11 protein-coding genes are annotated in these 18645 nt (G+C 30.4%); 7 read left to right on the top strand and 4 right to left on the bottom strand.

Going from position 1 to position 18645, the window contains the following annotated elements:
- Positions 1-421: 421 nt before the first annotated feature.
- The 5 genes from KM029_RS12645 (at position 422) to KM029_RS12665 (ending at position 10546) form a co-directional block, all read left to right on the top strand.
- Positions 422-6136, top strand: a complete 5715-nt coding sequence (locus KM029_RS12645) for a T9SS type A sorting domain-containing protein (RefSeq protein ID WP_144073616.1) — start codon at positions 422-424, stop codon at positions 6134-6136.
- Positions 6137-6279: 143 nt separating this feature from the next.
- Complete coding sequence (locus KM029_RS12650; RefSeq protein ID WP_144073617.1) at positions 6280-7089, top strand: CPBP family intramembrane glutamic endopeptidase; 810 nt, start codon at positions 6280-6282, stop codon at positions 7087-7089.
- A gap of 116 nt (positions 7090-7205) precedes the next feature.
- The gene (locus tag KM029_RS12655; protein ID WP_144073618.1) at positions 7206-8444 is read left to right on the top strand and encodes a hypothetical protein; all 1239 of its coding nucleotides are present in this window, start codon (positions 7206-7208) and stop codon (positions 8442-8444) included.
- Between the two features lie 11 nt (positions 8445-8455).
- Positions 8456-9508, top strand: a complete 1053-nt coding sequence (locus KM029_RS12660; RefSeq protein ID WP_144073619.1) for a type IX secretion system membrane protein PorP/SprF — start codon at positions 8456-8458, stop codon at positions 9506-9508.
- A 225-nt stretch (positions 9509-9733) separates the two neighbouring features.
- Entirely contained in the window at positions 9734-10546 is an 813-nt protein-coding gene (locus KM029_RS12665; RefSeq protein ID WP_144073620.1) for an energy transducer TonB, read from the top strand.
- A gap of 108 nt (positions 10547-10654) precedes the next feature.
- Here the strand turns inward: KM029_RS12665 and KM029_RS12670 are convergent, their stop codons facing one another.
- Entirely contained in the window at positions 10655-12295 is a 1641-nt protein-coding gene (locus tag KM029_RS12670) for a C45 family peptidase (RefSeq protein ID WP_144073621.1), read from the bottom strand.
- A gap of 146 nt (positions 12296-12441) precedes the next feature.
- Positions 12442-12804: a hypothetical protein gene (locus tag KM029_RS12675; protein ID WP_144073622.1), complete on the bottom strand. Its 363-nt coding sequence runs from the start codon at positions 12802-12804 to the stop codon at positions 12442-12444.
- A 373-nt stretch (positions 12805-13177) separates the two neighbouring features.
- Between KM029_RS12675 and KM029_RS12680 the strand changes: the two genes are divergently transcribed.
- Positions 13178-14170 carry an aminopeptidase gene (locus tag KM029_RS12680; RefSeq protein WP_240050297.1) on the top strand — a complete coding sequence of 331 codons (993 nt, stop codon included), beginning with the start codon at positions 13178-13180 and terminating at the stop codon, positions 14168-14170.
- A gap of 179 nt (positions 14171-14349) precedes the next feature.
- On the opposite strand, the gene KM029_RS12685 is transcribed toward KM029_RS12680, so the two are convergent.
- On the bottom strand, positions 14350-15036 hold the full coding sequence (locus tag KM029_RS12685) for a hypothetical protein (protein ID WP_144073624.1): 687 nt from the start codon (positions 15034-15036) through the stop codon (positions 14350-14352).
- 178 nt (positions 15037-15214) lie between these two features.
- Positions 15215-16600: a pyridoxal-phosphate dependent enzyme gene (locus tag KM029_RS12690; protein ID WP_144073625.1), complete on the bottom strand. Its 1386-nt coding sequence runs from the start codon at positions 16598-16600 to the stop codon at positions 15215-15217.
- Positions 16601-17011: 411 nt separating this feature from the next.
- Here KM029_RS12690 and recA point away from each other — a divergent pair, with 411 nt between their 5' ends.
- Positions 17012-18061 (top strand): recombinase RecA, encoded by a 1050-nt coding sequence (recA, locus tag KM029_RS12695; RefSeq protein ID WP_144073626.1) that lies wholly within the window; start codon positions 17012-17014, stop codon positions 18059-18061.
- The last annotated feature ends 584 nt before the right edge of the window (positions 18062-18645 follow it).

Raw genomic sequence — 18645 nt, forward strand, 5'->3', positions numbered from 1 at the left:
TCGTTAATTGGGTTAAAGACTATTCTTGGGTTAACAAATACAATAACGTAAATAAATGTAAAATAATTCCCACAATAGTGATTACATATAATTTATCTGAAATCAATTCTTGAAAGTATACAAGTACTCAATAAAAATACAGTTGATTTAAATAAATAATGAACTATTATAAAGTTGTGTGTGTAATTATAGGAGATAATTGTAACTAATTATTAGTTAAAAAGACCAGAAGAAATCTGAAAGATTCTTTAATAACAACCCAAAAAATAACTCATTTACATCATGAAAATTAATTTGATCATCTCCTTTTTTATGGAATAATTTACTATTTCACTATTTAATGTATAGTGTTATATGCTTATTTAAAATAGAAAGTAAATAATTTACTTTATCTATTAATCACCATAGATTACTAACTGTTATGAAAAGGTTATTCCTAATAATATTAACGCTCTCCCTCTTTACTCCACTTTATAATTATTCTCATGCTTTAAATTTAGAAGCAGAACAAGATGGTATTGAATGGGATGGAAATACATTTTCAGAATCGAATGATTTTGATGGTACATTTCCATATTCTGTATACGCCAACGCAACAGGAAATATTACTTTCTCACCTTTATTAGATGAAAATGACGGATCCATTTTTGATTTAGATGGTATTAGAGATGATTATATAAAACTAGGATATGCTGAAGTAGAAAACCTACCTGAAGGATTACGATTAGAAGTTGTTCCTATATCTGACACACGTTTACAAATTACTTTAGTCGATACAGCTAATTATCATTCAGATAATGAAGATATTTATAATTTAAGATTAATACTTTTAGACGATGCCTTCCAAAATGGTTCAGCAAGTGATTATGCGAACACATCTAAAGTATACAGTGTAAACTTTAGAGATGCTCCTCCAATTACAGATAGTGATTTTGAGATAATAAGCTCAACACAATTTATAGAAACTTCCGCTGATGATGGTGCAGTAGAAGGTTCTCTAGTTTTAAACTTAGTTGGTGGTGATACCTTAGCAGGAATTATTGGTCAGGATTTAGTAGAAACTGGTTTTGTTAAACCTATCAATATTCCAGAAGGATTAACGCTTTCAGTAATAAGAAATAGTCTTACAGAAGTATCAATTTCTTTAATTGGAAACGCGGATAACCATGCAGATGCAAACGACATTAGCTGTGGTTGGATATTTGAAGATAGTGCATTTTTAAATGTAACTAATAGTGTTGTAGACTTTGCTGTTTCTGAAGAATATATAGAAATTGATTTTAGTACTATTGAGGTAAACTTAATTGAAGATAGTGACTTTATAATAAGCTCAAGATTGCCTTTTATAGAAAACGATGCAAATGATGGCAGTGTTGGTGGTAGTATGGTATTAAACTTAACAGGTGGTGATAAGTTAAATGGTGCTATAGAAGCTGATTTAGTAACTCTTGGTTATGTTGTACCTAATAACGTACCCCAAGGTTTAACACTTTCTGCCATAAAAAATTCTGATTATAAAGTGACAATTACTCTAACAGGAAATGCAGCTAATCATACTATAGACGATGATGTTACTTTTGGTTGGACATTTCAAGACCATGCATTTGAAATTTTGAATGCTGACGTTATAGATTATGCCGTTTATTTAGAAGCAAGTAGTATTAGTTTTATGACTGATGACCCTCCTTTATTTACGGATAGTGATTTTGTTGTAGTAGAACAGGGTAATTTTAAAGAAAATGTAATTAACAATGGTACAATAGTAGGTTCTCTTGAATTATCATTAACAGGTGGCGATACTTTATCAGGTCTTGTTGGAAACGATCTTGTAGCACTTAACCATATTACGCCTACAAATATTCCAGACGGATTAATTTTAAAAGCATTAAAAACATCTTCTACAAATGTAATTTTCTCTTTGAGTGGAACTGCTACAGATCATTCATCACAAACAAAAAACTTTGGTTATTCTTTTAAAGATAGCGCGTTTGGAGAAATACCTGCAAGTGAAATTAACTTCTCAACAATATCAACATTGTCAGTTCTTTTTCATGATGGATATGATCCAGAAATAACATTAACTACTTCATTGGCAGGTAATGCAACTTCATTTACAGAAAGAGAACCTTATGATGGTGGTTTTGGTAATATGCAAGTTCATTTTAATTTAGTACATGATAAATTTATAGACAGTGTAGCTAATTTAATTGAAGTAAATAATTTACCAGAAGGCCTAACTGCTAATTTTACACGCGTGCACAATAAGTTACTAACAATGACTGTTAGTGGTACAGCTAATGCTCACTCACCGAGTGATAGTATTACAACTACAATAACATTCTTAGATAGTGCTTTTGTTGATTTTACAAATACGCTAGTAGCCGGATATACCCAAGATATTCAGTTTAAGTTTCAAGAATTTCAAGGAATTACTTTAAATAATTATTCTCTAAGTGAGAACCCAAGAAACGACGGATCTATTGAAGGTAGTGTAATTATTAATTTATTAGGTGATGAAACATTCAATGGCTATAATGGTGAAGATTTTACCGCATCATCAAAAGTAATATTTAGTAATTTACCCGAAGGTTTAGAAGGCAATGTTATCCGATTATCTGATACAAGTTTAGAGCTATCGTTTTTATACAGTGCAACTTCTCATAAGCAAGAAATTGATGATGTAAATGATGTGGTAATAAGCATTCAGAATTCAGCTTTTACTTCTGCTGTTTTTCCAACATTAGTAAATCAGACCATCAATAATTTTGAATTGAATTTTGTAGAAGCACCAATTACACCAACATTAACGTATAGCACAAAAGTATTTTCCGAAGATATGGATAATGAAGGAACCATTGAAAATGCAGTGGTTGTTTCATTATATAATGCTACTTTCTCAGATAGTATATCAACAAATAATATTGATGTAAGTAATCTTCCTGCTGGTTTTGATATTGAATTATCAAGAATTTCAGAAACACAAGTAAGGTTATCAATGAATGGTTCAACAACTGCTCATTTTGATAATGATGATATTGAGAACTTGATGATCACTTTTAATGATAACGGTTTAGGAGCAATCAATGATCATGTAATTACTACTATTGAGAACTACACTTTTACTTCTAAAATCAATTTTTCTGAGATATACGGAATGTATTGGGGTGACATGGTTTTTAATGAAGATACATCAACTTACTTAGGTGATATTGTAACAAAACAATTAGTTCAGGTAAGTAATAGAAAAACTTTTATTGGAGCTATTGGCGATACACTTTCAGAATATATAAATGTTGCCAACATTCCTACGGGGTTATCAACAGAAATTGTAAAAGTATCAGATCAAGTAATAGAATTATCTTTTACAGGAAAAGCTGTAGAGAATGATTATATAAATACTACTTATGATGGGGCTATTATTCTGAAGAAAACAATTTTTACAGAGGAGGATATTACTTCTTTTGAAAATATCTCTCACCAAGGAATTCAGTTTAATTTTTATGATACTCCTGGAGTAAATTATTCTAAAGATTATTTAAACGAGTCATTCAGTTTTGATGGATCTATTGCCGATTCACTGTTTTTATCTGTTCAAGGAGATATTCAATTTGAAACAGGAAACACTGATTTATTATCTGCTAATCTTGCTCAAGTTACAGGAGTGCCAAACGGCTTAACAGCTCATATCGAATTAACTGATTCAGAAAATATCATTGTATACTTTACAGGTAATGCGGTAAACCATGGCGATAATGAAGATGTTACTGTATCAATTCAACTTTTAGATCAATTATTTGTTGATGGTACAAATGAACATTTCTTTAATCTTCAAAAAGATATAAACATTAACTTTAGAGATACTGCTCCTTATTTAGTTTGGGATGCAAACATCTTTACAGAAAGTAATGTTGACGATGGATCGTTGACAGGAAGTAAAACAGTTACGCTAGTTGGAGATACATTTATTGGTACAAATGATAGTCCTATCTATGCGTATACAATCCAAAATGTACCAGATGGATTAACAGCAATAGTGACCAAAGTAGACGATAACAATTGTACATTAACATTTACAGGAAATGCTACAAACCATAATAATGTAGATGACGCAAATGATATAATAATAACATTTACAGATGAAGCATTTGTTTCTACAGATGTCTCTGCATTTTTAGGATTAACCAATACAGATTATCCTATTGAGCTTAATTTTAATGATACCCCTATTACAGACAGTGATTTTGTAGTTGTGAGTTATTCTCAATTCAAAGAAAATAGCAACAATAACGGTGTTGTTGAAGGAGAATTAGTAATGGACCTTACTGGAGGAGATGTTATTTTAGGAAAAGTGGGTGTTAACCTTGTAGATCAAGGGTTAGTTGTTGCGAATAATGTTCCAAATGGATTAACATTAAATGTTGTAAAAAATAGTTCTACTCAAGTGAGAGTGTTCTTTACAGGTAATGCATCAAATTCTCAAAGTACAGTTACTTTTGGATGGACTTTCTTAGATGCTGCTTTTGCAAATTTACCTGCGGCAACAATTGATTTAGCCATTTTACCGAGTGCATACCAAATAGAATTTAACGATCCTAACCAAAGTGTTTTTGATGGCTCTACATGGTCTAATGGACAACCAACTACAAGAACAAATGTAGTAATAGAACCCAACGTTACTTATAATGTAACAAATGATATTATAGTTAACTCTGTAAATTTAGGAAGCAATAGTAAAATTAGTGTAAAACCAAGTGCTAGTATAACTGTAAATAATGACTTGGTAAATAATGGAGTGATTACTATTGAAAATGGTGGGTTTTTAATACAAACTGAAAATTCTGAATATAGAGGTACAGGTGTTGTAGAATACACAGTGAAAGGTACAGGAATTGAAACGGTTTATAATTACTTTTCGAGTCCGTTTAACTCGCATCAGTCTTTTGGAGAGAATATTTATTCATATGATCCAACCATTCCGCAAACACATAGTTATACAGAATTAAATAAAGGATGGGTTGCTCATAACGGAGCAATGGTTCCTGGACAAGGATATACAGCTACGAATGTAAATCTTAAAAAATTATCAGGTATTCCGAATAATAAAGAGGTAACAATAGCGGTGAAAAAAGGAGCACATACAGGTTTTAACCTACTTGGTAATCCTTATATTTCTCCAATTAGAATTGATAGGTTTATTGATGAAAATGGAGCCAAAGGATCTAATTTGATACAATCGGCAGTTTATTTTTGGGATCAAAATACAGAAACAGGCTCTAATTTAGTTTCTTCAGATTATGCAACGTTTAAGCCTGGTATTGGTGGAGTATCTGGTGGGTCTTCAGATTTACCAAATGGAGAAATTGCTGTAGGGCAGGGATTTTATGTAGAAGCAAAATCTACAGGTAATGTAACGTTTACCAACGCTATGCGTTCATCGAATAATCAACAGTTTTTTAGAGTTAAAAATGCTACAGAATTTGCTAGAATGTGGCTAAATGTAGTTCACGAAGATGGATATTTTAATCAAGTACTTGTGGCATTTAAAGAAGATGCATCTAATGAATATGATGCTCAATTTGATGTAAAGAAATTTGTCGGTAATCCTGGATTCTCATTATTCACTGGCATTACATCTACAGAAGATAAATTTGTTATTAATGTTTTAGATGATTTTGATATACCTTCTAAAGAAGTTCCTGTAGGTTTAATTACCGCTCATGGTGGTATTCATAAATTTTCGGTTCCTAATTGGGATAATATGGAAGGCATTCCAATGTTATTACTTGATAAAGAAACGGGTATAGAATATAATTTAGAAGATGGTGAAGCACACATTAATTTAGCTGCAGGTCAATACGAAAATCGTTTTTATTTAATCTTTGAACAGCGCTCAGTATTGAGTCTTGAAGATGAAATAAGATCATTAAAATTAGGTACTTCATTAAGTCAGATTCATTTTAATACTTCATCAAAAATTGAGCAAGTAGAAATTTATACTTTAGACGGAAGTCATGTACTTTCTTTAAAAGATATAGTACCAAATAGCTCTGTATATCATTCATTAAAAAGAGGTTTATACATAATATCAGTAAACCAAAATAATAAAATTAGTAATTATAAAATGGCACTTAAATAGTGAAAATTCAATTTTTAATTATGATTTAAAAAATGGAGTTTAGTTTTTTCACTAAACTCTATTTTTTTGTGTCCATTAATTAAGTTCATTTATCTATACTTATATAAGATTAAAATTTTCTCTATCAATCAACGTGTTACTTTATGAATACTGACTTAAAATATGCCTCTGTTTTTGCTATTCTTACTTTAATAATTTCTTACGTATTTACTTTCTTTATTTTTTTTGATGGAGAAAATATCAACTTAGTATCATTGGTAATGTTTGTACCAGCGATTATAGGTTTGCTATTAAATTCAATTCGATATAAATCATTTAAAAAAGTATTTGCACCAGTTTTTCATAGATTAAATTTAAAGGCACTAGCATTTTCGGTACTTTATCCAATTTTATTTATTGGAGTAATTTGTCTTGTAACCTATGCTTTAGGTTTATCAACTTTAAATAAAGATAAACTTATAGAGTTAACGGTACTTCCTGGCATTGCGAATGTATTAATTGGTTTATTATTAGTTTTTGGCGAAGAATATGGCTGGAGAGGCTTTTTATTAAAAACCGCAGCTGCAGCACATGGAAAAAACTTTGCAGCTATTGGTGTTGGAATAATTTGGGCATTATGGCATGCTCCTATAGTATTAGAACTTGCATTTTTAACAAATGTAGAATATCCATTTGTATTAATGTTATTACAATTATGTGCTGTATTCATTTTTTCTATGCCTTTTGCATATGCTTATTTTAAATCTGATAGTATTATTCCTCCTATCATTTTTCATTATGTCTGGAACTACTTTAATCCAATTCTTTTAGGAAGTGTTTATTTTAACCAAACTGGTATTTTTGAAGGAAATATTACCCTTATAAACGGAGAAGGTTTAGCGGGTGTACTTTTAGGTATTCCTTTCTTTTTATGGTTCTTAAAAACAAATAGTACTAAAGAGATTGTTGAATAATAGAGCAATTGAGTTTAAGTTTAGGTCGTTTAATAAAGCATAGATTATAGAAGTGGATTAACTTTTGTACTTTTCAAAATCACTATAATTCTTTATGACTTTATGCTAATTCATTTATGCGATTTCTATTACTATTTTTTTTACTTACAATAAATTTATCAACCGCTGCATTTGATATTGTATCTAGTGCAGATGCATTCTGTATAGATAATGCTCCTTCAGAAGTATTTCTATTTCTGAATCATGAGCAAGAAGAATCTTTTTCTAGTATAACAGGTTTAGAAAACTTTGGCATTTTAGCACAAGTAGATGTTATTAGCCCTAAATCTACACGGTTAACAATAACTGTTGATAAAGCCAATTTAAAAGAACAGTTGTATACTTTAACTGTTTTTATGGAAGGTGATAATAATCTCATAACATCAAATACACTTACTATAGATGTATTTGGTAAAATAAATAGAAAAGTACTTTTCGATCCAGATAAAGACCTTATTTATTCTTGCGATAATGTAATAATCAATTTTAAGACTCAAGGAGATAGTGTTACTAAAGAAGTTGTTCGAGTGTATATCGATAATAAATTTTATAGAGAACAACAATTAGTATTGGACGAAAGCAACAATGGAATTTTAGAAAACCTTCAATTAGATAGATTAGAAGATGATTCTCTGAATATTCAAATTTTTGTAGAATCTACTAGAGATTTTTCATGCACAAACTCTTTCTTAATAGAAGATGAGGAACTCCAAGCCATTCCTCCAATGTTAAAAGCTATTATTGACCCAAATTATATTGTTTCACAAACGATATATGGAGAAGTAACCTTTTCATCAAATTCTATAAATAGCGATGTTCAGTATTGGGAGATATATGAAAATGATATATTATTAGAGACTTTGGAAGGTTATAATAATGAAGATATAACCTATATATTTACTACCTCAAATCTTGAAAAGGGAGCAGTAAATCCATACAAAAAATACAAAGTGATTTTAAAAGCATTAGATGCATCTTCTTCAGATATTTCTTGCCCATCTAATAGTGCTACCCTTGATAATATTGAAGTTCCGTACTTTCCAAGAGTAAAATTGCCAACAGCAGTTACGTTAACATCAAATTCTAACGGAGATAATCAGTTTAGATTATTGGTACGAGATAATATAGAAATTACTTATTGTATGGTACAAATCTATTCTTCATCAAACCAGTTGGTATTCGAATCTGAAGATCCAGAATTTATTTTTGGTGATAATGAAACACTAACTTCCTCTTTATATACAGTTCTTTTAACTATTGAATACGGAGACAATTTGAAAGAAGCCATTCAAGCAACTTTTATTGTGACACCATAAATAACTAACACATGAAAACTTTTTTACTACTCACCTACTTAGTACTACTACAAGTAACAATAATTAAAGCACAAGATGTTATTTCTGCTACTCCATTATGGTTACCTTCTTCTCAGAACCCTGCCCTAGCAGGATCATCTTTTAATAAAGGAAATGTAGCATTTCGTTACGCAACCATTAAAGATGGCCTTAGTTATATAAACGTAGGTGGAGATTTAGGTATTCAGAAAGAAAAAAGAAATGGTTTAGGCATTGGTATCAATTATAACCAACTCACCTATCCTTTTAGACAGGATGACAACAATGAAAAAGGAAACTTAAAACAACAAGCTTTATCTATTCCCCTATCAATGTTATTTAGAAATGAAGAAAGGGCATTTTCATTTGGAATATCTTTAGGGTATTTACAATATAGTATTGACGATAATTTTGGTACTTACTACAGTCAACTTAACCCTAATTCTTCTATTAACGGAAATTCCCCTTCTTATAGTTTTTCAAATAGACAAGAGTCTACTTTTGATATTGGAGCAGGGGTTAGCTTTTTTACACACGAACATTTTTTAGTAAGTGTTTCTGCAAAACATTTGCAAAATTTTATATCGTCAGAGAACGAAGCGAGTTTATTTAATCAGTTACAGCCTAGAGTAGAGTTTTTAGGGCAATACATTATACATAATCCAATCTCTTCTTTAGGTCTTATATCTACCGCAGGTTATTTTTGGGAGAACAACAGTCAACAAGCTTATTTATCTGTAGAAGGAAAAATTGAAATAATAAGTTTAGGAGGAGGTTGGATTCCAAATTTTGCAGATAATGTAGTAGATAATAGGTATTTTATAACTTCTTCAGTTGATATTCCGATAGGAGAAAAAGCAACACTATCAAGAAGAGGGAGAATAGAAAAAGCAAAAAATATTATTGGTTTAAAGTTGGTTTATTATCCAAGTATTTCAAATAACTCACTGATTTACCCGACGATAGAGTTTACTTTGTCGGCAAAATTATCAAATAACAAATTTAAGAAACAGCTTAAGCGCTTAACATCTCTTCCAACTTTATAAGAAAAACAGGCAATTAGTGTTAAATCATTTTGCATAACTTTTTACATTTCACCGCTAAAGGTGTTAATCAATGTAAATTAATAACAAGACCTTGTTAAGTTGGTTAAATCACTGATCATCAAAAAGAAATAATTGTACATTAAAATTACCGAAGAGGCCTCTTCTTTTAAAATAATCTGTTCACATAGACGGTACTACGCAAGTATGCCTAAAATTTAATGTACTATGATTGATATTTTAAAACTAATTGGTCCCGAAGGTATACTCTTCATCTTCGTGACACTCCTCATTGTACTTGTTCAACTCTTCAGGTACATCATTAAAAAACGGGAGACCACTCCTACGCATCTCAGGAATGATTTGCAAAAAAAGTACGACAGCGTAAACTTAGATAAGTACACTAGCTTTTTTAGAATGGTTGGTTTATCTATTGCTATGGTTACGCTATTAGCTGCTTTTGAATATCCTACCCCTAGATCTGTAATTTTAGACGATTGGGAAGCAAAAAAACTTATAGATGATACACAGTTTGACTCATCTTTTGTGATTCCAGACCCTGTTTTACCAAAGGTAAAGCCAATACCTAAAGTTATAACTATTATTGAAGTTGATGACCCTAAAGATGTCACTGATATTATAATAGATATTCCTGAAGATTTTACAGATGATACCGTAATTGAAGACCCTGTAGAAGTTTTTGACGAACCAGATGAACCGGTTGTAGATTATGTAACTATTGCAGAACAAACAGCATCTTTTAAAGGTGGAATGGGTAAGTTCTATAAATGGTTAGGTAGACGTATAAAGTACCCTGCCCAAGCAAAACGAATGGGCGTTGAAGGAAAAGTTTTTGTTCAGTTTATAATAGAACTTGACGGTAAACTTTCTAATGTAAAAGTAGTAAGAGGAATTGGTGGTGGTTGCGATGAAGAGGCTGTAAGAGTCCTCAAATCATCGCCAGATTGGAAACCAGCAAAACAAAGAGGCAGACCTGTAAGAATGCAAATGGTTATTCCAATTTCTTTTCAATTGAACTAAATATTAACCGATACTGTATGAATAAATAAGTAAGGAACTATTATCCGTTTTTTCTTACTAATCCGTAATCGTAAATGCATCAATATTTTAAATAATGTTGATGCATTATTATTTTACGGTAACAGATACTTTTTCTTGTAATTCTTTTTTACTTTTTAGTGTTGCTACCTCTTTACTCAAAGCCATTTGATAATATTCAGCAGCTGTTTTCCAATTATTATTTTTGGCGTAATAATCCCCAATTATCTCATAACTTTCATAAGCCTCAGGGTTTAATTGTATAAATTCTTGAATCTCATTATCAGTAAGTTTCTCTAATTCGTAATTCCAATTTTTATATTTTGTGGCTAATGCTTTAAAAGTAGCGTAGTTTTTAAAATCAGTTGTTTCTATAAACTCATCTTTAGGAATGTGTTTGTTGGTAATAGACAGTGAAATTGGAGGAGGATAATTTTCAGCACCTTGAAATACAGAGTCTAGATTATAGCAAATATATTCGTCTAGTTGAGAATGATGAGCTGCTACCCACATTTCTTTACTTAAAGGCTTAAAGATGACAGAGTGATGTAAATTAAGAGTGTTTATAGATTTCTGATTTCCATATCCAATATTCTGATTTTCGATCCCTTTTGTATCTCTTAAAATACGAGCAATATCAATTACAGATAAATGCTGTCTTTCAGCCAATAATTCGGTAAGTCTAATTGCTCTATATTGTGTAGCATTTTCTTCATTATATACTTTGGCAGGGTGTAAAGATGGTGTCTGAAGGTGGTTGGTAACTATAAGTTCATCGGTTCTCATATGTAGAGAATCAATACCAGTAGGTGTTTTTTCTATTAGGATAGCAGTAGTATCAAAAGCAGAAGAAACTAATATAGATTCAGAAATATAAGCTTCTTTTGTGAATGCAATATTATAAGCTTCATCCACTGTTAGTGCATATTGTAAAATTTCTCTTGCAATAAGGGACATAGGCATTGTAGCTGCTAACGGAAATTTAGATTCAACAGCATTAATACTTACAGTTAAACCTGTCTCGTTCATGCCAGAAACAGCACCAATAAACCCACCCCAGCTAATAGAAGCATACTTAAAACCTTCTTGTGGTTTTACAAAATGTATTATTTTTTGTTGATCAAATTCTTTACCCAAAGAGAAATCAAAATTTCTACCAATAAGTACATCATTGTCTAACGTTTTTTTTCCTTTAATGGCAAAGGCTGTATTTCCTTTTACCTCAACATCTTCAAAAGAGTGTTCAATATCATAAATACCGTGGTAGTTTAATATTCTCTGATAAGGCGTTCCAAAATCGTTATATTTAGTAGAGGCATTTAAAGAAATACCATACATTTCTTTACAATATTCAGGTAAGATTCTATTATCAAGATGGCGGTTGTACATAGCATTTAATACTCTAATAACTCCAATGCTTTTACTCGGTGACTTTTCAGATATTTTTTCTATAAAAACTCGTTCTTGTTGTTGTAAAATGTCTTGACTTAATTTACCTGTACTGTAGCCAATTTCAAAGGGAGTACCTTCTGTATAAAGCTCCCAAATTCCTTCCTTTTTCTTATTGATGAAATTATTTTTTAGAACAAAACGAGTACTGCTTAACGTATCAACTTTTAGAGTTGTAATAGAAGTATCACTAATTGTTGGGTGAGGGATATTAATCCAAGATTCTACCCATACAATAAGAATTAATATTAATAGAGAGAGTGCTATTCCTAGTTTCCTCATGAAGTAAAAAAATATTTAGGAGTTAGAAAGTAATGAGTGAAAGTAAATATACTAATTTTAGTAGTAAATTTTGAGGTGAAAATTAATCAAAAAGCACGACTACCATACAGTAATCGTGCTTTTTAAAACTTTTTTAGAAGTAAATTCTAATTATCTGATAGTGTAAATATTCCTTCAAACTTAAAGAAAACTTTATCATCTGTAGAAATTTCTGCACTGACTCCAATATCTTTTTCAGAATAATTTTTAGTGTTGATAGACATATCTACAACGCTTTGTTCTTCTGGTTTAAACAAAGAAATCAACTTAATTTTATTTGCTGAAGAGATAGAACAATGTACATTCTCTTTGTTTTCATAAATCTTTTTTACTAGTTCCATCATACTAGCTTCTGGTGCATCTGTCTCTGTTTCTGACAGAATATTCTGATTTACTTTAAATTGAGCCTCGATTGTTTGTTTATTCTTTTTGATGGTGTCTATTTGTAAAAACTTAGTAGCATCTAACATATTGATTAGTGTATTTTAGTTAGAGAATTTGATTTCTTTAAACAGTGTTATAAACCTTGTTTAAAGTATTGTCAAAAAATTGATTTTATTGAACTACATCCTGTAATTCTTGCCGATTGTTTGCTCAAAGATAACAAAGGGTTTTGATTTACAAGAAAATGAATGAATAATATATTTATACAACGTTAATTGTAGAAGTATTTATTCACTTATAGAGGCTAGTTTATGATTTTAAATTTATTTGACCAATCTTCTGTTATCTCATTTTTATTAGAATATCTTTGTTAGTAGTATAATAGATTAACTATTTATGAGTATAAAACAACAAATTTGGTATTGGTTTAAACGGGTAATTTTACTGCTATTTATAGGGATGATAGCATTCTTAGGGTATTACCATAAAGAAGCAACTTATGGAATTCGTCAGGGTTTAGGGCAATTAGATATTATGTTTAATGCAAAACCCCTTGATGTTTACTTAGCTGATACCTCTTTTACAGAAGAACAAAAGAGTAAGATTAGATTAATTCAGGAGATACGTCAGTTTACTGTAGACTCTCTAGGTCTAGATAAATCGAATAGCTATACTAAATTATATAACCAACACGGTAATCCAATTCTTTGGACAGTAACAGCCTGTGCTCCTTTTAATTTTGAAGCAAAAAGATGGTCCTTTCCTATTTTTGGAACGTTTTCTTATAAAGGTTTTTTTGATAAACAATTGGCAAAACAAGCTAGAGATAAATTAAGAGACGAAGGTTTTGATGCCGAGGTTGGAGAAGTGTCTGCTTGGTCTACTTTAGGAGTTTTGAATGATCCTATATTATCAAACATGCTCAATAGAAATGTAGGTAGTTTATCTCGTTTAATAATTCATGAGCTAACTCATGGTACTCTCTATGTTAAAAATAGTGTTTCATATAATGAGAACTTAGCAGATTTTGTTGGTGACGAAGGTGCTAAAAGATTTTTAATTTATAAATATGGTAGACACTCAATAGAATATGTAACGTATATGGCAAGGAAAGAAGACCGTAAAGTGTTTTCAGAATATATATTGAAAGGAACTAAAGAGCTTGATAGTCTATATTTATCTTTTCCAGAGAGTATGAGCGTGGATCAAAAAAATGAATTAAAAAACAAGAAAATTTCTGAAATAACGAAAGGTATCCAACATCTTCAATTTGCAAACGATCGCTACTGTGATTATTTCTCAGATTTCACTCCTAATAATACCTTCTTTATGGGTTTTAAAAGATATAGAGGAAAACAGAATGAGTTTAAAGAAGAATTTGATAACCAATTTAATGGCGATTTTCATGCTTATATGACTTATTTGAAAGAGACTTATAAACCATTGTTTTAGAATAGAAATCATTTTACATTGGTTAGAATTTCAGTATTTATTGGTTTATTCTAGATTTATGACTAATTGAGTTCAAATATGATTTGTTAGTATAACATATTCCTTTAAAGTATTGTTTTACAATAGTATAACCTGAATTACTTTTCAAGTTCTTACTCTAAGATAAAAGTATGTAAATATTAATATTCAGGTAATTCTAATTCAATTTCATCAAGTTCTTCTTCTTCAGGAACTATAATTTCTACAACTTTAAAAAAACTTTTTCTTAAAGCAGTTTCATGTACGTTTGGATAAAACTCTTCTTCTTTATTTAGAGATTCAAATAGTTTTTCTACGTCATTAATACCTTCCAATTTTGAATTTTCTATTAATTCAAAATTCATAAAATATCTTGACCCTAAATTATGAATTATTCCTATTTCATTACTAAAGTAAAGCGTTCTGATAGTATCATAATTGTTATCAGGACAACATGAACAATTTTTTAATTTCAGTTTTACGAATTTACTTACACTAATTTTTTGATGATTGATAGTAAATGATTTCTTGTCAATAAAATTCAATTCTTTCATATCATCTCCTAACCAATTTCCTTTGAGTGTATTCTTATTATTATCATACACAAAATGTGAATGTTGATAATCATAAATTTTAATATTTTTGTCAATAAACGATTCTGTAATTTTTAAATTGAGATTAGAATAAGTATTTAAATTTGAAGTTGAAGGACTTAATTCAAAGTTTCTAAATAATTTTACTTTATATACTTCTGCTTTTTTGCTTTCTCCTATAAATTCTGATTCAGGCTTACATGAAAAAAATAAAAAAGTAAATATGATAAAAGATATAGATTGAATTTTAAGCATAGTTTAGATAATGAGGTGTTTATGATCATTTTATAATTTAAATATGAATTTTTATGAATCTATAAAATGGACCTTTCTCTTAGGTTAATTTAAGGTATTAAAAGAAAAAGAGGGAAAAGTATCACAAATACCTCATCCCTCTTACTTCTATAGTAGATATATCTAATTGATTTTCAAATCAACCTTTACCTTTATCATTAGACGTTTGTTGTCTTAAATGGTTCAAGACATCAATCTTAGTAATAAGCCCAACAAATTTACTATCGTTCATTAAAATAGCCACCATTCCATCACGGAAGATTTCCATTAAACGGTCAATACTATCAGATGCATCAATTACTACTAAATTACTGGTCATGTATTCTGCAACAAAACGCTCAAAGGCAGATTCATCATCATAAACGCTAAAAAGAATATCAGATTCATCAATAATACCTAAGATACTATCACCATCCATAATAGGAAGCTGAGAAATATCATGAGTTTTCATCTTTTTATAAGCATCTAAAAGCGTATCTTCAATACTTGCCGTTACTACCTCACCTCTATCATAATAATTAGAAATAAGGTCACGTAAATCGCCAAAAGTTTCTTTATCGATAAAGCCTTTTTCCTTCATCCAATTATCGTTAAATAATTTTGAGAAGTATTTGTTACCACTATCACAAACAAAAGTAACTACACGTTTAGGAGTTGTTTGCTCACGGCAATATTTTAAAGCTGCAGCAATTAAAGTTCCTGAAGAAGATCCTGCTAGAATTCCTTCTTTTATTAAAACTTCACGAGCAGTATTAAAACTTTCTTTATCAGAAATAGAATAGGCTGTTTTAGTCATAGAGAAGTCGGCAATATCAGGAATAAAATCCTCTCCAATACCTTCTACATACCAAGAACCAGCTTCTCCGTATTTTCCTGTATCTATATAATCTTTTAAGATTGATCCTTCTGGATCTGCAAGTACTAAATCTGTATCTGGACTTTCCTTTTTAAAGAAAGCAGCCATACCAGAAATTGTTCCCGAAGATCCCACACCAGAAACAACAGCATCTACTTTACCATCCATCTGATTAAAAATTTCTGGAGCAGTAGTTAATTCGTGTGCTAAAGAGTTATCTGGGTTAGAGAACTGATCTATATAATAGTATCCCTTTTCTTTAGAGATACGCAATGCCATATCTTGATAATATTCTGGGTGACCTTTACCAACATCAGAACGTGTTTGTAAAACCTCTACTCCCATTGCTTTTAAGTGAGCTACTTTTTCTCCACTCATCTTATCAGGCATAACTAAAATCAATTTATAGCCTTTAAGAATAGCAATTAAAGCCAATCCTAAACCAGTATTACCTGCGGTTGCTTCAATTAAAGTATCACCAGGTTTAATTTTACCTGCTTTTTCAGCATTTTCAATCATACTTAAAGCAATACGATCTTTAATAGATCCACCTGGGTTCTGGTTTTCTAGCTTTAAATACAACTCACAATTGCCTGTATCTATATTACTAACTTTAACGATAGGAGTATTTCCAATCAGAGAAATAAGGTCATGTTGTTTTTTGTTCATCTTTCTCGCGCTTGTACGTTCCACAATTCGACAAATTTTGACAAAAATACACAACATGATTTGATAAGTAGGTTTAAATATGTTAACGATTTTGATTATTTATAGGATAGTTGAAAAAACAAATGTTACATAATGTATCAATGTTGATTTATTAACCAATAAAATGATTTTATTTTAAACTTTATTAGTTTTTGTATTTTTGAAAATGTATATTTGTTCAAATATTTATCGGTAATGGTTTCAAAATTGAGATTTTTGATAGATATTTATATAAAAGTCAAAAATAATTGACATTCTTAAGAACTACGTACTTATGTTACGTTCTTCTCCCCTAAGTTTGTAATATAATCAATGAGGAAACGATTTGATTTTTACAAGAAACATAACTTACACCATTAAATATATATTATCATGGCTGCGGATAAAGGTCAAGGCACAGAAAAATTAAAAGCATTAGAAACTACTATTGCTAAGTTAGAAAAGCAATTCGGTAAAGGAGCTGTTATGAAAATGACAGATGATAGTGTTACCGATGTACCTGTAATCTCAACGGGTTCATTAGGATTGGACTTAGCATTGGGTGTTGGAGGTATTCCTAAAGGTCGTATTATTGAAATTTACGGTCCTGAATCTTCTGGTAAAACAACTTTGACTTTACACATTATTGCCGAAGCACAAAAGCAAGGTGGTATGGCAGCATTTATTGATGCAGAACATGCATTCGATAAAATCTATGCTGAGAAATTAGGTATCGATATGGAACGCCTATTAGTAGCTCAGCCAGATCATGGTGAACAAGCATTAGAAATTGCAGAACAATTAGTACGTTCTGGAGCTATTGATGTTATGGTAATTGACTCAGTAGCTGCATTAGTTCCTAAAGCAGAATTAGAAGGTGATATGGGAGATAGTAAAATGGGTCTTCATGCTCGTTTAATGTCTCAAGCATTACGTAAAATTACAGGTGCAATTAGTAAAACAGGTTGTTCTTGTATCTTCATTAACCAATTACGTGAAAAGATTGGTGTAATGTTCGGTAACCCAGAAACAACAACTGGTGGTAATGCTTTAAAATATTATGCTTCTGTACGTTTAGATATTCGTCGTATTGGTGCTATCAAAGAATCTAGCGATAATATTACAGGTAACCGTACTAGAGTAAAAGTTCAAAAGAATAAAGTTGCACCTCCATTTAAACAAACTGAGTTTGATATCCTTTATGGTGAAGGTATCTCTCGTGCAGGTGAGGTATTAGATATGGCTGTAGAATTTGAAATTGTAAATAAAGCAGGTTCATGGTTCTCATATAGCGGTTCTAAATTAGGTCAAGGTAGAGAAACTGTAAAAGAGTTGATCAAAAATAACCCTGAACTAATGGAAGAATTAGAAGAGAAGATTAGAACTCAAGTATTTGGAAAAGGTACTGAAGAAGAAGAGGTAGCTCCTGAAGTTGCTGAGTAAAAATAAAACGAACATTTTTATTAAAGAAGGATACTCTGAGTAAAATGTAAGTAGTAAGATGCCCTAACCAATTACGGTTAGGGCATTTTTTTTAGATAAAAGATTTTTTTAAATTTTAAGAATTCCCTTTATATTTTTGGAAATGATACCAAGATCAAGTTCTTTTTTTTTTATACAAAAGTTTTTATATAAACCATCTTTGAGAAATTGATCAGCTATAATAAATAGTTGATGATGATTTTCTGATGGAATAAAGGCAACTTCTATATTTGATTGAGTATTAGGTTTAAATTACTTCTATAAGTCTTGAACCTTATGAGGAAAAACAGATTTATCTTCAGTAATATATTTGATGTTGATAAAACGATACTCTCAACTATCAATAGCTGAATGAGTTGAAATAATTTGTGGTTGTTTCACTTATGTTAAATCATCAAAAGCAAAAGGGGAAATAGTATTACAACTAAATGAACCCAAAAATGAGATCAAAGAAATAAAGCAGAAAGAAAAACTATGAAATAGTGATTGGCAGATTTTTTTTATAAATTAAATAAAATTTAGCTGTAACTATTTAAACTACTGAC

The organism is Flammeovirga kamogawensis (assembly GCF_018736065.1).
GTDB lineage: Bacteria > Bacteroidota > Bacteroidia > Cytophagales > Flammeovirgaceae > Flammeovirga > Flammeovirga kamogawensis.

Bases quoted from the DNA above. Each gene is read 5' to 3' on its own strand.
- KM029_RS12645 (WP_144073616.1), top strand. From the start codon at position 422: ATGAAAAGGTTATTCCTAATAATATTAACGCTCTCCCTCTTTACTCCA.
- KM029_RS12650 (WP_144073617.1), top strand. From the start codon at position 6,280: ATGAATACTGACTTAAAATATGCCTCTGTTTTTGCTATTCTTACTTTA.
- KM029_RS12655 (WP_144073618.1), top strand. From the start codon at position 7,206: ATGCGATTTCTATTACTATTTTTTTTACTTACAATAAATTTATCAACC.
- KM029_RS12660 (WP_144073619.1), top strand. From the start codon at position 8,456: ATGAAAACTTTTTTACTACTCACCTACTTAGTACTACTACAAGTAACA.
- KM029_RS12665 (WP_144073620.1), top strand. From the start codon at position 9,734: ATGATTGATATTTTAAAACTAATTGGTCCCGAAGGTATACTCTTCATC.
- KM029_RS12670 (WP_144073621.1), bottom strand. From the start codon at position 12,295: ATGAGGAAACTAGGAATAGCACTCTCTCTATTAATATTAATTCTTATT.
- KM029_RS12675 (WP_144073622.1), bottom strand. From the start codon at position 12,804: ATGTTAGATGCTACTAAGTTTTTACAAATAGACACCATCAAAAAGAAT.
- KM029_RS12680 (WP_240050297.1), top strand. From the start codon at position 13,178: ATGATAGCATTCTTAGGGTATTACCATAAAGAAGCAACTTATGGAATT.
- KM029_RS12685 (WP_144073624.1), bottom strand. From the start codon at position 15,036: ATGCTTAAAATTCAATCTATATCTTTTATCATATTTACTTTTTTATTT.
- KM029_RS12690 (WP_144073625.1), bottom strand. From the start codon at position 16,600: ATGAACAAAAAACAACATGACCTTATTTCTCTGATTGGAAATACTCCT.
- recA (WP_144073626.1), top strand. From the start codon at position 17,012: ATGGCTGCGGATAAAGGTCAAGGCACAGAAAAATTAAAAGCATTAGAA.